Origin of the sequence: Affinundibacterium danionis (assembly GCF_042432465.1) — a bacterium.
Classification (GTDB): domain Bacteria; phylum Pseudomonadota; class Gammaproteobacteria; order Burkholderiales; family Burkholderiaceae_D; genus Undibacterium; species Undibacterium danionis.
Map to the genome: position 1 here is coordinate 62,573 of NZ_JBHLXJ010000004.1, position 12,900 is coordinate 75,472.

At 44.1% G+C, this 12,900-nt stretch carries 16 protein-coding genes; 6 read left to right on the forward strand and 10 right to left on the reverse strand.

Annotated elements, in window-relative coordinates; translation table 11 throughout:
- Positions 1–5: 5 nt before the first annotated feature.
- Positions 6–551, forward strand: a complete 546-nt coding sequence (locus ACFFJH_RS04365) for a hypothetical protein (protein WP_390210351.1) — start codon at positions 6–8, stop codon at positions 549–551.
- 34 nt (positions 552–585) lie between these two features.
- Here ACFFJH_RS04365 and ACFFJH_RS04370 read toward each other — a convergent pair whose 3' ends face one another.
- The gene (locus ACFFJH_RS04370) at positions 586–909 is read right to left on the reverse strand and encodes an AzlD domain-containing protein (protein ID WP_390210353.1); all 324 of its coding nucleotides are present in this window, start codon (positions 907–909) and stop codon (positions 586–588) included.
- Positions 902–1,651, reverse strand: a complete 750-nt coding sequence (locus ACFFJH_RS04375) for an AzlC family ABC transporter permease (RefSeq protein ID WP_390210355.1) — start codon at positions 1,649–1,651, stop codon at positions 902–904. The genes ACFFJH_RS04370 and ACFFJH_RS04375 overlap by 8 nt, the downstream gene beginning before the upstream one ends.
- Positions 1,652–1,899: 248 nt before the next feature.
- Here ACFFJH_RS04375 and ACFFJH_RS04380 point away from each other — a divergent pair, with 248 nt between their 5' ends.
- From ACFFJH_RS04380 to ACFFJH_RS04395, 4 genes are all read left to right on the forward strand, one after another.
- Complete coding sequence (locus ACFFJH_RS04380) at positions 1,900–2,097, forward strand: zinc-finger domain-containing protein (protein ID WP_390210356.1); 198 nt, start codon at positions 1,900–1,902, stop codon at positions 2,095–2,097.
- A 93-nt stretch (positions 2,098–2,190) separates the two neighbouring features.
- Entirely contained in the window at positions 2,191–2,622 is a 432-nt protein-coding gene (locus ACFFJH_RS04385; protein ID WP_390210357.1) for a YybH family protein, read from the forward strand.
- Positions 2,622–3,590: a YheT family hydrolase gene (locus ACFFJH_RS04390; RefSeq protein WP_390210358.1), complete on the forward strand. Its 969-nt coding sequence runs from the start codon at positions 2,622–2,624 to the stop codon at positions 3,588–3,590. Before ACFFJH_RS04385 ends, ACFFJH_RS04390 begins: the two co-directional genes overlap by 1 nt.
- On the forward strand, positions 3,583–4,191 hold the full coding sequence (locus tag ACFFJH_RS04395; RefSeq protein WP_390210359.1) for a DUF2946 family protein: 609 nt from the start codon (positions 3,583–3,585) through the stop codon (positions 4,189–4,191). Before ACFFJH_RS04390 ends, ACFFJH_RS04395 begins: the two co-directional genes overlap by 8 nt.
- A 14-nt stretch (positions 4,192–4,205) precedes the next feature.
- On the opposite strand, the gene ACFFJH_RS04400 is transcribed toward ACFFJH_RS04395, so the two are convergent.
- Positions 4,206–5,762, reverse strand: a complete 1,557-nt coding sequence (locus ACFFJH_RS04400) for a M48 family metalloprotease (RefSeq protein WP_390210361.1) — start codon at positions 5,760–5,762, stop codon at positions 4,206–4,208.
- Positions 5,763–5,832: 70 nt separating this feature from the next.
- On the opposite strand from ACFFJH_RS04400, the gene moaC reads away from it, so the two are divergent.
- Positions 5,833–6,357, forward strand: a complete 525-nt coding sequence (gene moaC / locus ACFFJH_RS04405) for a cyclic pyranopterin monophosphate synthase MoaC (protein WP_390210363.1) — start codon at positions 5,833–5,835, stop codon at positions 6,355–6,357.
- Between the two features lie 20 nt (positions 6,358–6,377).
- Here the strand turns inward: moaC and ACFFJH_RS04410 are convergent, their stop codons facing one another.
- The 7 genes from ACFFJH_RS04410 to ACFFJH_RS04440 all read right to left on the reverse strand — a co-directional run bounded on the left by ACFFJH_RS04410 (position 6,378) and on the right by ACFFJH_RS04440 (position 12,873).
- Positions 6,378–7,871 carry a PglL family O-oligosaccharyltransferase gene (locus ACFFJH_RS04410; protein WP_390210364.1) on the reverse strand — a complete coding sequence of 498 codons (1,494 nt, stop codon included), beginning with the start codon at positions 7,869–7,871 and terminating at the stop codon, positions 6,378–6,380.
- Positions 7,872–8,276: 405 nt separating this feature from the next.
- Entirely contained in the window at positions 8,277–8,735 is a 459-nt protein-coding gene (locus ACFFJH_RS04415; protein WP_390210365.1) for a pilin, read from the reverse strand.
- A gap of 221 nt (positions 8,736–8,956) precedes the next feature.
- Positions 8,957–9,409: a pilin gene (locus ACFFJH_RS04420; RefSeq protein ID WP_390210367.1), complete on the reverse strand. Its 453-nt coding sequence runs from the start codon at positions 9,407–9,409 to the stop codon at positions 8,957–8,959.
- A gap of 297 nt (positions 9,410–9,706) precedes the next feature.
- Positions 9,707–10,288: an FHA domain-containing protein gene (locus ACFFJH_RS04425; RefSeq protein WP_390210369.1), complete on the reverse strand. Its 582-nt coding sequence runs from the start codon at positions 10,286–10,288 to the stop codon at positions 9,707–9,709.
- A 247-nt stretch (positions 10,289–10,535) separates the two neighbouring features.
- Entirely contained in the window at positions 10,536–11,342 is an 807-nt protein-coding gene (locus ACFFJH_RS04430; protein WP_390210370.1) for a Stp1/IreP family PP2C-type Ser/Thr phosphatase, read from the reverse strand.
- A 318-nt stretch (positions 11,343–11,660) separates the two neighbouring features.
- Entirely contained in the window at positions 11,661–12,542 is an 882-nt protein-coding gene (gene sucD, locus ACFFJH_RS04435) for a succinate--CoA ligase subunit alpha (protein WP_186914681.1), read from the reverse strand.
- A gap of 43 nt (positions 12,543–12,585) precedes the next feature.
- Entirely contained in the window at positions 12,586–12,873 is a 288-nt protein-coding gene (locus ACFFJH_RS04440) for a GIY-YIG nuclease family protein (protein ID WP_390210372.1), read from the reverse strand.
- Between the last annotated feature and the right edge of the window lie 27 nt (positions 12,874–12,900).

Below are 12,900 nucleotides of genomic sequence, written 5' to 3' on the forward strand. Positions count from 1 at the left end.
CACTTATGCATTTAGAACAACTCAATCTTACTTACCTCACTGACGAAGACCGCATCTTATTGAGAATAGGCTTTTCTACCGAAGAAGCAGAGCCAAGCAAACAAGAACTCCAGATTTTTTTCACACGTCGTTTGCTGCAAAAAATGTGGCCGACCTTAATGGAAGCGATTGGCGCACACATGCGTCTAAATCGACCCGAGACGGCCTTTGCCAGTGATGAATTAGTCAATATGGAGCATCAAAATGCAGTCGACAAGATCAAACAAAGCGGTAACTTTGATCAGGCGTATTCAGACGAAAACCGCACGCCAGTGAATGGCGAGCGCCCTTTTTTGATTGAATCGATCAAATTTCATTTGAAAGTCAATGCAGCGCTGTGGATACAGTTTTTTCCTACACAAGGGGGGACTGTAGACTTGCGTCTAGAAACCTCCTTGCTCCATGGATTTTGTAAATTGTTGATTGATGCAGAAAAAATATCAGGCTGGGATTTAAATTTAAGTTTGCCTAAGCCAGAAGAAATGCTGGTGCCAGCTCATTTATTAAATTAAGCCTAACAGTTTATTACCAGCTCAAAATATCTACTCAAAAATACAGACGAACTAAGGTAAAGATTCCCATACCAAAAACGATCGTAAGCAGCATGTCTTTCTTCCATAGATAAAAGACCCCTGCTGCAATACCTGCAATTAATTTGGGGTTATGTAAGCTAGTAATAATCTGATTATCGCTAATGAAAAAATCAGGCACCACAATCGCAGCCAAGGCGCAGCTTGGAGCGTAACGCAAAGCTTCTTGTACCCTTTTTGGCAAATTAATATGGTGACCAATTACCCAGAACGCACTGCGATCAATCACCGTGGCGGCAGTCAGTAGAATAATCACTATCCAAATTTCAATATCACTCATGGTTCCCCCCCTGCGCAGTAGATTCTGCGCCAGTCGCGGGTTCAAAATGTTCCTCCACCCACATAGCGACTGCCATACCAATCAATACCGCAAGCAATAAACCCAACTTATACGGCATAGCATGCGCGGCAACGGCTACCACGCCCGCCACCAGCACACCGATAAAACCCGGGCGATTACGCATTAATGGCAACAAAATACACAAAATAGCTAAGGTTCCTGCAAAACCCAATCCCCAATGCATGGGCACCTGACTTCCGGCCAAGATGCCTAAGATTGATCCCGCTTGCCAAACAAACCAATTCGGCAAAATCAAACCTTTCAGGTACAAAACTTGATCACGTTCTTTGGCCTCGTTTTTCCACATTTGCGGAAAGCGTTGCATAAACAATGGAACAGAAATATCACCCGTTAAAAAACCATACAAGGTACGACGCATCCAAGATAAGTGGGCAAAACGCGGTGCGATCAGGGCTGACATAATCAAAAATCGCAAATTAACGATCAGGGCGGTCGCAAAAATGACCCAAATAGGGGCATTCGCTACGATTAAGGGCAAAGCCGCTAATTGCGCAGAGCCCGCAAATACCAACAGAGTCATCCCTAATGCTTGCGGCAAACTTAAGCCAGCCTTGATCATGGCAACACCGACCACCATACCCCAAGCGGCCATCCCAAATAAAGAAGGCGCAGAAGCTTTAAAGCCTTCGCGGAATAGGCTTGAATTCCAGTCTTTTAACATAGTGAAAACACGGTGAACATCAGAGGAAGAGAGAGATTCGTTTTACGATCAGACGCTGACCGACCGCGCTGAGTAAAAAGCGATATTGTACTGCCCATCGCAAATACTCGCTGAGCGATCACTGAAAGTAATCAGAATGGCTATCAATTAGAAAAACCATTGAGACCATCACACATAGGGCATACGCAAACAGGATGGAATCCGTTAAAATCACGGTCTGTGAAAAATCACCCTTTCAGGAGCGCATCATGTCAGTCAAGCCATCTATTCCCCCAGTTGAGTTGCAAGCAAGCGATCTGCCTGCTCACTGCCCCAATCCGGCGATGCCATTATGGTCTTCACATCCACGCGTTTACTTGGATTTGTCACACGGCGGTTCAGCGACTTGCTCTTATTGCGGAACGGTTTACACACTGGCACCAGGCACGGTGTTGAAAGCACACTAAAATCACGATTAAGATAGTGCTCAATACTTAAGCTCCAACTTAAGCTTATTGAGTCGCTACAATCATCAGCACTTCATTCCTAAAGATAGCTCTATGCCTGCGAAAAAACAGCACAACGGCAGTGCCGATGAGGTGAAAATAGCATTTTACGATGCTATTTCACGCGGTGACCTTGATGGGCTAATGGCATTGTGGGCAGAAGATGAAGAAATCGTCTGCATACATCCCAACGCTGGCAGATTAATAGGCCATGCCGACATACGTGCTTCTTGGGAATTCATCTTTGAAAACGGTAACATGCAACTGCATACTCGACAGCTACATGTCATACGCAACCTACTCACCGCAGTTCACAGCGTGATCGAAGAGTTTCAAGCGAAAGACTCGATCGCCCAAGACGTACACATCATCGCCACTAATGTTTACGTCAAAACACCACGCGGTTGGCGTATTGCGATGCATCATGCCTCCGTGGCTGCCGGACCAGCACCGCTGGATTTATCTAAAGCTAGCGTTCTACACTGATGCAATTCTCTTCACCCTGGTGGTTGGCTGGCGGTCATAGCCAAACGATTTATCCCGCGACCCTTATGCGTAAACCTGAGCTAGTGCTAAGACGCGAGCGTTGGATCACACCCGACCAAGATTTTATTGATGTCGACTTTCTTGATGGCGAAGCTGGCCGTCCTTGTCTGGTCTTATTTCATGGATTGGAAGGCTCTAGCAACAGTCACTATGCACGAGCGCTCATGGCCAAGTTACAGCAACTCGGCTGGTCTGGTGCGATACCGCATTTTCGAGGTTGTTCGGGCGAACCCAATCAAGCACCGCGTTTTTATCACTCTGGCGATTCGCAAGAGATTGATTGGATTATTCGTCGCTTACATCGTGAATTCAAAACCAAATATCCCAACGCCAAATTTTATGCCAGCGGTGTTTCTTTAGGCGGTAATGCTTTGCTTCGTTGGTTGGGCGAATCTCAACATGGAGCAAACATCATTGATGCCGCTTGTGCAGTGTCTGCGCCACTCGATTTGACTAATAGCGGCGCTACTTTATCACGTGGCTTTAACCGCGTTTACACTCGAAATTTTTTGCAGACGCTTAAACCAAAATGCCTACATAAGCTCAAACAGTTTCCCAAGCTGTTCGATCAAGAACGCATGTTAGCGTCAAAAAATCTCTATGAATTTGACAATATTGTCACTGCGCCCTTACATGGTTATCGCGACGTTGATGATTACTGGCATCGCGCCAGTGCTTGTTGGGTGTTGAACGATATACGCGTCCCCAGCTTAGTACTGAATGCGCAAAATGACCCATTTATGCCGGCACGTTTTTTACCAAAAACCGCCTCATCCTATGTCACACTAGACTATCCTCAAGAAGGCGGGCACGTCGGTTTTGCTACGGGAAGTTTTCCCGGCACACTAGACTGGTTGCCTAATAAAATCATCTGCTATTTAACCCAATCTGAGATGGCGCATGGATGACATAGTTCAAGCAGCGATGGCCAAATGGCCCAATGTACCACATTGCTATGGTTGGCTTTCTCTCGACGCACGCGGCATCTGGCGTATGCGCGATGAGCGGGCGCAGGCACTTAATTTGCCGGGAGACCCCATTCGCAATTCGACGCTAGTGAGCTTTATTAATCGCAATTATTTATGCGACTCAAGTGGCAATTGGTATTTTCAAAATGGCCCACAAAAAGTCTACGTCGATTTGCTAGCGACACCTTACATCGCACAACTTTTACCCGACCAATCTTGGCGTCTGCATACCGGTGAAATAATGCCACCAGCCGAACGCGTATGGATGTTAGATGATGGGAATATCGTTTGCAAAACAGCCCAGCATTTATGTCAATTAGACGATAGAGATTTGAACTTACTGATTGACGATTGCCGAGAAAATCAACAAGCACTCTCAGAAACACGCTTACTAGAATTTTTGAACACGTCGGCTCTCGACAATCTAACTAGCAAGATCGAAGTCAACATCCAAGGTGTGCCACTCATCTTAGAAAAAAGCAGTCTGGAAGCACTCATGCGTGAGGAAAACTATTGCGCGCGCCCTCGCCCAAAGGCATAAACTACAATCAGGGATTATTTATTGCCCTTCTTTTCATCTTGCAATTCTTGACGATGGCGCTCTTTCCATTCGCGCTCACGCGCATCAATCACAGATAAATCGTAGTACTTTACATCGGGATCAAGTCGCGCGATTTCCAATTGCGCTAAGGCGGCTGGCAACGCACCTTCTATGGCATACGCTTCGGCCAAAGCAATATGCTGTAGTGCCGATTTGCCGGAAGCGGCATAAGTCTTTGCTAGTAAATGCTGTAACTTTGCTTCACGGCGATACAGAACAATCTGATCACGTAAAAATTGCTCGGCATCCGCGTAATTTTTTGCTTCAATTAACACCTCGGCATATTGATGCACCAAACCACGTGCTAAAGGCAAGTCACGAATGGCTGCTTTGGCTTTCGCCATCGCCACATCTGGGCGTTTCTTTCCCATTTCTATGTCGATGGCAAGACTGGCGAACGCACTCGTCTCTTTCAACCATTTTTTCTGAGAAGGAAGTTGCTGGATTTGTGTAATGACCTGGTTCAGCAGTTTTTCTGCCGTGGCAAAATCACTGCGTTTCAAAGCCACAAAAGCTAATCCATACTGAGCGCTCAAACGTGCTTCTTCATTGCCATTCTTCGCCTGATTATCGAAAAAAGTGGACGCATCGATCAATCCTTGCGCCTTGCTATCTTGTAGCACTCTGACGCGTGCCTGAGTCAGATAAAAATCTAAGCCATCGGCACGTTGACGATATCGTTCACCAAACAATCGTCCCTGAATATCGGCCATACGCTCGCTAGTTAAAGGATGGCTACGCAAATAGGACAAACCATTATCGCTATAATTACGCGAGGCATTTTGCATGCGACCAAAAAACGCCAACATGCCTGAAGTATCGTAGCCACCATCACGCAGAATTTGAAAACCAACCCGATCTGCCTCACGTTCAGCATCGCGATTAAAACTCAGCTGCCTCTGTATCGCTAAACCTTGCCCGCCCATCACCATCGCCATCGCGGCATCGGGACTAGAACGCGCAGCCAATACCGCCAAAATCAGTGCTGCAATTGGAATTAAAGAATCCTGTTTTTGATTACCTAACATACGTGCAATATGGCGTTGCGACACATGCCCTATTTCATGTCCCATCACCGACGCCAATTCAGATTCGGATTGCGCCGCCAAAATCAAACCCGAATGAAAACCAATAAAACCGCCGGGAAAAGCAAACGCATTTAAAACCGGATCGCGCACCGCAAAAAATTCAAATTCATACAACGATTCACCGCGCGCATCGGGACGTTTATCCAACAAACTATTTCCTAATTTAGTCAAATATTCAATCACCGGTCCATCTTCCAAATAATCGGGATCGAGCCTAACACTACTCATGATCTGCTCACCAATTTTGCGTTCCATCACAGGCGATAAATCACCGCGTGCGGTATCACCTAAAGTTGGTAAGGTTTGATTATTTTTCGTCGCTTGTGCCATCACTGTTGGCGGCACCGCCAGACTAGTGCTCAAAGTCGTGACCAACATGAGACGCATCAAGTTTTTGCAAAATTGCGGGAAATCTTTTTTCACGGTGATATCATCACTACTCGGTTTTTAAACAAAACTAGTTTAACTCACAATTTATTATCGCGTTCATTTTATGACAAGTACTACTTCTACCGACACCAACTATGATCCGGCCAACGGCGGACTCACTCATTTTGACCAAAGTGGACAGGCACACATGGTGGACGTTTCTGCAAAAACGGATACTCATAGAATTGCGGTTGCAAAAGGTAAGATAAGTATGCAAGCGGCGACCTTCAAGCTGATTCAAGAAGGTAATGCAAAAAAAGGCGATGTACTAGGTATCGCAAAAATTGCAGCGATCATGGCAAGCAAACGCACCAGCGATTTAATTCCACTCTGTCATCCACTGGCCATTACCCGGGTCGCGGTCGATTTTGAATTACAGGAAGAAACCCACAGCATCAATTGCACAGCACAGGTCGAAACCGTAGGTAAAACAGGCGTGGAAATGGAAGCATTAACCTCTGTACAAATCGGCTTACTCACCATTTACGATATGTGCAAAGCGATTGACCGAGGCATGGTAATGAGCGATATCAGAGTGCTAGAAAAACACGGTGGCAAATCGGGCGATTGGGTGTCGATGATAGATTAAGCTTGTATCCCCTTGCTTACCTACGGCGCATCACGCTTAGGCATTTGAAGAAAAACTACCGCAAACCGCTCATCGTTTTGCGCCAGACTTTGCCAATAATCAAAGTAGTTGGGGTAGACAATTGGATGTAAGCGCTGCAAAGTCTGAAGACTACGTTGCGCCTTGGCTGGCTGTCCATTAAGTACATAAACTTCCGCCAATTTGTTCAAAACATGTACATAGCCAAAACGCAAACTCATACGCTCAATAAAAGCGATCTCTTGCGCAGACATGTTTTCTTTTGGCGTGACTTTCATCAACTGAAAATAGTCAAAATAATCGGGCAATAAAGTCAATCCCGGGCGCGCTATCGCCGCTTCTGGGACTGCGGCGATCGTCTCAGCCTGGCGAAACGCTTTAAAGCCATCAACCACACGTTGATAGTCCAGAGTAACTAATACCAACACCACCATGCCCGTCACTGAAATGGCAGCAGGTACAACCCGTGGCACAGTAATCACCCAAGCTTGATCTGGCCAGCGTATCTGATGCAGCATTCCCATTAATACCGCGATCGGCAACAACACATAGGCATACCAAAGCGGGAATTCAACCATGCTATGCACGCCTACCGCGATGAGACTTAACATGACAAAAGCGACCTGATTATTTTTCGCGGCTGAACGTGCAACACAAGTCTGATAAAACCAAAAGAGCAAAGCCGCGAAAATCAACAAAGCCGCCGGCACACCCAATTCCGCCATCAAATTCAATACGAGATTATGCGAGTGCTCGGCATAAATAGTAGATGGAAAATCAGCCGCAATCTTAACTTGCTCAGCACCAAAACCAAACCAACCGACACCGAACCACGGATGCTGTTTGATCATGAACCAAGCCTGCTGCAACAAGCCACTGCGCTCAGATCGTCCACCGACTCGCTCAGCGATAGTGGCACTAGAAAAACCCAACATATCCGCAATTGAGGGCAAAAACCACACGAATCCAACATACACCAATAAAAGTAATAGTATTGCCGTTCGACGCATTGGATACTCGCCTATCGCTCTACACCAAGCCAACAAAGCGAAAACAGGCAGAATAATCCAAGCGATACGAGATTGCGTGAGTGCTAGTCCCCACAATAAAAACACTGAAAATGCCAGCGCCAAATACCCGTTAAGACGTTTTGTTTGCGCTAGCCACCATATTGAGGCAAGGCCAAAACAGAGTAACAAGGCCAATTGATTCGGCTGCGCCACATTAGCAAAAGGACGCATAGGCGTGTCAGGGCTGTGCGCCATGTACATTACTATAGGACTCCAGTCGAGTCCTGCTATTTGTATGCATTGCATTAATACGGACAGCACCGAGGCTAGCAACTGTACCCAAGCAAACATTAAGCAAATCTTTTCAGCACCTTGTAATTGCTTAGCCCAATTTGCTCCCAATATCATCGCGAATACTGTCAAGACAAAATAAAACAAGGGATAAACTGAATATTGAAATCTGCTCAAACCAATCACAGACTGCATGAACAACGCAAAGATACAGAAAATAGGAATGAACAGCGCCGCAGAAAGGCGGATTTCAATCTTAGAGGATGACACAAAGCCAAGACAACAAGCGAGCGCGGCTACTACAACTAAGGTTTCGTGGTAATAGGTGCGGAAGGGGTGGACGTGAACAGATAGTAGATTGGCGAAAAGGTAAAAAGCACCAAAAGTCACAAGCTGGTAATGCAGAACCCTTTGGGAGAACATCAAGTTTTTCGAAAATGGAGGATATTGTGTAGAAAATTAAGCGGATTTCAACAAAATAATAATGATTGAAAGCCGCTTACTATGAGCTAAAAATCTTTGCTCTAAAGTTCAATGTCAATTTAGGCATCGTATTTTGAACAACTAAGCACTAATAGCACATATCTGAATAGAAATCTATTAGCTACCGACACAGTAGTTATCACCACCGATAATGCGTTGTTTCACTGAAGATGAACAGGTCCAAGCACCAGTTGAGGCACTGCGATTAAAACTAATAGTCAAACCCCTAACAGAATCAGGCCCACCAACTATTGTCGCCAATATCGTCCCAGAATTCGTCACATTAGGAATTGAAATTTGGCTATTCGGATTTACCGACTGCACACCGATAAACCAAGTTGACGTGGTACTAGGATTCACCAATGTTGGGGTCAAGCCATCATTCAATGCAGCATCAAAGCCTGTTTTACCAGCAGCAGCTTCTGTAAAAGCCGCCGTAAACTTAGATTTTGCTACATAGTCTTGGTAGGCTGGGATTGCAACTGCAGCTAACATACCAATAATAGCCACCACAATCATTAATTCAATCAGGGTAAAACCCTGCAAGCGCGAAGACAAGATTAAGTTTCGTTTCATTTAACCCCCCCTTCCCAAAACAAATGCAACTTCAATAAGACTCGATACTACAAAGAAAATAAGACAACTTTTCCAAACGTTCTTACTAAATCAGGGTAAAAAAAGATTTAGAATCTTTAGATATAAAAACACCCCATGCTTGGGGTGTTTTTATATAAATTGCAAACATAAAAACCTAGCAGAACAAATAAATCTCTACCGCTAGATTCCAAGTTAAGCAATTAAGTACCTGTACAGACAGTCGTCGGTCCAACGAATTTTTGAGAAACGCCAGTTGAGCAAGTCCAAGCGCCAGTCGCAGCATCACGTTGCAAAGTAATTACACCGCCAGAAACTGTCGCTGGTCCTTTAATAATTGTTCCTGTGATAGTACCACTAATACCACTTACAACATTAACCGATGTGTTGTTATTTATAGGTTGCACGCCAATAAACCATTTAGTTGAATCACTTGCACCAGTGGTTGCAGTTAAACCATCATTCAACGCAACGTCAAAACCAGTTTTACCTGGAGCAATTTCAGCCAAGGCCGCTGCAAACTTAGATTTAGCAACATAATCTTGATAAGCTGGAATCGCAACAGCAGCCAAAATACCGATAATCGCAACAACGATCATCAATTCAATCAGCGTAAAACCTTGCTGTACGCGTTTAGTCATTTTTGTGTATTTCATTTAAATACTCCTTAGATTAAGAAAAGATAGTCCAGCCAAATCCCGTACTACACGAACTAATAAGCAAACCCTGTGCCAACGCCATTCATTGCAAATTAGTTAAACTCAAAGCAAATATACAGACGTAAAAGGCAATTTCAAAGATATACTATGACAAATTTCGTCACTTTGAATCAAAAAACGGCCAGTTGACATAAATTGTCAGCTACATCGAATGTAAAATATCAAGATACCCTTGAAACAAAAAAGCAGTGCTCAATATGGCACTGCTTTTTTGACCCAAGTACATTAAGAGCCTCAACTCAACTGAAACTCCATCTTAGTTCCCGACAAATCAATCACATCGCCATGTTGCAAAATACTCGGCCTTGCATCAATACTTTGATCGTTAATCTTGGGAAACATTTTTCCTTCTACAAAAACTATCTTAAAACGATTACCTTCACGAGTGATCGACACCACCAGAATACCGGGACTTCCTAGGCTAGTAATTGGCTTGAAAAGTATCATTTCTTTTCCAGCATTGGTGCCGGTTAACACTTTGATTCTAGCGACCTTCAAGGTTTCATCTGGCGCCGCAACATAATTATCATCTTCCAGCACAAACTTTAGCTGGTATTTACCCATCTCTATCACATCACCATTTTGCAATAGATGTTTTTTAATGGGCTGACCATTGACCGATGTTCCATTGGTACTGCCAAGATCTAGAATGAAGGAACCTTCCGATGTGGTATCTATTGCTGCATGACGGCCACTCACAGCCAGATGATCAAGAATTAGCTCATTACCAGGACGACGCCCGATATTTAATCTTGCGCGATCTATGCTCTGCTCTTTTTGAACTTGCCCATTAAAAACGACGACGACTTTAGCCATATAAATCCACCGAACTCAAATTATTTTCAAGGAAAGCTGAACTTGTTGAAATATTGAAGAAATACGATCAAATTTTAAACACTTCAGCCATTACCACTACATTTAGGGGGGAGTTGCTACTTAGGCTTCAAAAAATATACTTAGTTATTAATACTAACTACTAATATCTTCAACACTATCCGATAGCGTAACGATATTGAATTAACAAACAAGTGCAGTTTTATTAGGCCTTTATTCTTATTGTCTTTTAGCTAGCAAAAATATACTCCATAAAGCGTCTTTCCTGCAATTCTTTAACGCGTATTAAAACAACAGAAATATTATCCGGACCGCCTTGACGATTCGCTAAATAAACTAAGGTTTTACTACAAGTGTCTAAGTCATTCGATTGTTCGCGCAATACGCTTTGAATATGAATTTGATCTAACATATCCGACAAGCCATCGGAGCAGAGCAGATAAATATCACCGACCTTCATCTGGTGCTCATGTACTTCCACATCAATTTCTTCGTGAGAGCCAACCGCTCGCGTGATTAAGTTTTTAATTGGGGAAAGATGCGCATCAGCCAGTGAAATCAAACCAGCATCAATTTGCGCCTGCAATACCGAATGATCCTTAGTAATCTGTTCTATATAGTTATCGCGAAAACGATAGGCACGTGAATCTCCTACATGACCTATGAACAAGCGATCAAAATAGCTAAGAGCAACAACAATGGTGGTACCCATGCCGAAATTATCTGGATTCTTATTCGCCTGCTCTATCACTTCCTGATTAGCGTGGGTGATCGCATCACTAATCCACTTGGCGGGCGCTGAGGATTGCCAAGGTAATCTTAACATCCAACTAGCGGCTTGTTTCTGCTGTATCTGTTCGCGCACCAGATCTACACTCATTTTGCTGGCCACTTCTCCCGCGTTATATCCGCCCATACCATCAGCCAAGATGGCCAAACCGATCTCAGCATTGATCTCGATTGCATCTTCATTATGACTGCGCACCAATCCTATATCAGTATGACTGGCAAATTCCAAAACTGTTTGTACAAACATGGACGAAGAAATTTTTGTGGTGTCGATTATATGGAATAAAAAAGCGAAAAATCAATTAGCAGAAAAATGACACCCTGACATTTTGCTGAAACACAAATATGCTAGAGGCCAAATCTCACAAACTACTTTAGCTTAACATTATTGCTGGAAATTTTGACGTTCCAATAAGAAATTTATGTTTCAATAGCGCAACGGCAACATTGGTACAGCAAGCAGTTAAGAGTTTGCACCTAGCTTCTTATAGCGAGCAAACCTAAAACATCAGAAAATAAAAAAGGAGCCGAGGCTCCTTTTTTAACTACCTAAATCATCCAAAAATTACAACATCGCCTTCAACAAGCGTGCCATTTCAGATGGATTCTTAGTTGCTTTGATACCGCATTCTTCCATGATATCTAATTTTGCTTGCGCAGTATCAGCACCACCAGAAATCAATGCACCCGCGTGACCCATACGTTTGCCTGGAGGCGCAGTCACACCAGCGATGAAACCAACCACTGGTTTCTTCATGTTGTCGCGTACCCAGTAAGATGCATTCGCTTCGTCTGGACCACCGATTTCGCCGATCATGATCACAGCGTCTGTATCTGGATCATCGTTGAACATCTTCATCACGTCAATGTGTTTCAAACCATTGATTGGATCGCCACCGATACCAACTGCAGAAGATTGCCCCAATCCGAGTGCAGTCAATTGACCAACCGCTTCGTAAGTCAATGTACCAGAGCGGGAAACCACGCCGATACGACCTTTACGATGGATATGACCTGGCATAATACCGATCTTGATTTCGTCTGGTGTGATCAAACCTGGGCAGTTAGGGCCGAGCAATTTTGTTTTGCTACCCGCTTTTGCCATGCGGTCTTTCAACATCATCATGTCACGAACAGGAATACCTTCTGTGATACAGATCGCCAAATCGAGATCCGCTTCAACTGCTTCCCAGATCGCAGCCGCTGCACCTGCTGGTGGAACGTAGATAACTGAAACTGTTGCGCCAGTTGCTGCTTTAGCTTCAGAAACATTCGCGTAAATTGGAATACCTTCGAAATCTTCGCCAGCTTTCTTTGGATTAACGCCAGCCACGAAACAGTTTTTACCGTTTGCGTAGTCGCGGCACATACGTGTATGGAACTGGCCAGTTTTACCAGTGATACCTTGGGTGATGACTTTAGTGTCTTTATTAATCAGGATACTCATATATTCCTCTATCTCGTCATTCCCGCGAAAGCGGGAATCCATGTTAATTTAGTAGCTCTAGATACAGGTCTCGCCACTCAGAATTGGTTTTCTCGACTAACTCGATCTTCCAAACACGATTCCATTTTTTAAGCTGTTTTTCGCGCTTTATGGCTTCGCTTATATCTTCATGAACTTCAAACCATACCAATTTTTTCAAACCATACTTTGCACTAAACCCATCAACAAACGATTCTTTATATTGCCAAATTCGTTTAATCAAATCTGAAGTCACACCGATATAAAGTGTTCCTCGGGGCTTATCAGAAAGTATGTAGGTATAACTCAACATCTGTAAATGGATTCCCGCTTTCGCGGG

Bases quoted from the DNA above. Each gene is read 5' to 3' on its own strand.
- ACFFJH_RS04365 (WP_390210351.1), top strand. From the start codon at position 6: ATGCATTTAGAACAACTCAATCTTACTTACCTCACTGACGAAGACCGC.
- ACFFJH_RS04370 (WP_390210353.1), bottom strand. From the start codon at position 909: ATGAGTGATATTGAAATTTGGATAGTGATTATTCTACTGACTGCCGCC.
- ACFFJH_RS04375 (WP_390210355.1), bottom strand. From the start codon at position 1,651: ATGTTAAAAGACTGGAATTCAAGCCTATTCCGCGAAGGCTTTAAAGCT.
- ACFFJH_RS04380 (WP_390210356.1), top strand. From the start codon at position 1,900: ATGTCAGTCAAGCCATCTATTCCCCCAGTTGAGTTGCAAGCAAGCGAT.
- ACFFJH_RS04385 (WP_390210357.1), top strand. From the start codon at position 2,191: ATGCCTGCGAAAAAACAGCACAACGGCAGTGCCGATGAGGTGAAAATA.
- ACFFJH_RS04390 (WP_390210358.1), top strand. From the start codon at position 2,622: ATGCAATTCTCTTCACCCTGGTGGTTGGCTGGCGGTCATAGCCAAACG.
- ACFFJH_RS04395 (WP_390210359.1), top strand. From the start codon at position 3,583: ATGGATGACATAGTTCAAGCAGCGATGGCCAAATGGCCCAATGTACCA.
- moaC (WP_390210363.1), top strand. From the start codon at position 5,833: ATGACAAGTACTACTTCTACCGACACCAACTATGATCCGGCCAACGGC.
- ACFFJH_RS04410 (WP_390210364.1), bottom strand. From the start codon at position 7,871: ATGCAGTCTGTGATTGGTTTGAGCAGATTTCAATATTCAGTTTATCCC.
- ACFFJH_RS04415 (WP_390210365.1), bottom strand. From the start codon at position 8,735: ATGAAACGAAACTTAATCTTGTCTTCGCGCTTGCAGGGTTTTACCCTG.
- ACFFJH_RS04420 (WP_390210367.1), bottom strand. From the start codon at position 9,409: ATGAAATACACAAAAATGACTAAACGCGTACAGCAAGGTTTTACGCTG.
- ACFFJH_RS04425 (WP_390210369.1), bottom strand. From the start codon at position 10,288: ATGGCTAAAGTCGTCGTCGTTTTTAATGGGCAAGTTCAAAAAGAGCAG.
- ACFFJH_RS04430 (WP_390210370.1), bottom strand. From the start codon at position 11,342: ATGTTTGTACAAACAGTTTTGGAATTTGCCAGTCATACTGATATAGGA.
- sucD (WP_186914681.1), bottom strand. From the start codon at position 12,542: ATGAGTATCCTGATTAATAAAGACACTAAAGTCATCACCCAAGGTATC.
- ACFFJH_RS04440 (WP_390210372.1), bottom strand. From the start codon at position 12,873: ATGTTGAGTTATACCTACATACTTTCTGATAAGCCCCGAGGAACACTT.